The sequence below is a fragment of the Mesorhizobium sp. M7A.F.Ca.CA.004.12.1.1 genome (assembly GCF_003997835.1).
Taxonomy (GTDB): domain Bacteria; phylum Pseudomonadota; class Alphaproteobacteria; order Rhizobiales; family Rhizobiaceae; genus Mesorhizobium.
This window is the reverse complement of record NZ_RZRK01001523.1, coordinates 1-431: the sequence shown is the minus strand read 5'-3', so window position 1 is coordinate 431 and position 431 is coordinate 1. Positions and strand designations below refer to the sequence as shown.

Annotated in this window: 1 protein-coding gene; it reads right to left on the bottom strand. The window is 67.5% G+C overall.

What is annotated here, in order from left to right:
- Window positions 1–431 (bottom strand): GNVR domain-containing protein (locus EN984_RS37365; RefSeq protein ID WP_281057406.1); only part of this gene is annotated, 431 nt, incomplete at both ends.

Here is a 431-nt window from a genome sequence, read left to right as displayed (position 1 = left end):
GCGCCAGACCGGTGCCGAGCCCGAGGCCGCCGAATATCGCGCCCAGCAACAGCAGCGGCAAAGGCGGCCAGCTTTTCTTCAAGGCGGGCATGGCATTGGAGATGATGCGCGCATTGGTGCTGTCGACATTGATCTGCTCGCGCGTCTCCTGGGCGCGCTGGAGATAGTTCGAGTAGACGGAACGCAGCGCCTCGAGATCGCGCTGCAATTCGCGCAGCCGCACCGAGGCCTGGTCGGTGTCGAGCGACTTGCTCTTCATGCCGGCGACCTTGGCTTCCAGCGCCTGCTGGTTGGCCAGCGCCCGTTCGTAGTCCGTCTCGGTGGCGGTGGCGATGCGGCCGAGCTCGCGCGCGATCAGCTGGCGCGTGTCGCGCAGCTGCTGCTGGGCTGCGATCAGCGAAGGATGACGCGGCCCCAGCTCCGTGCCGAGC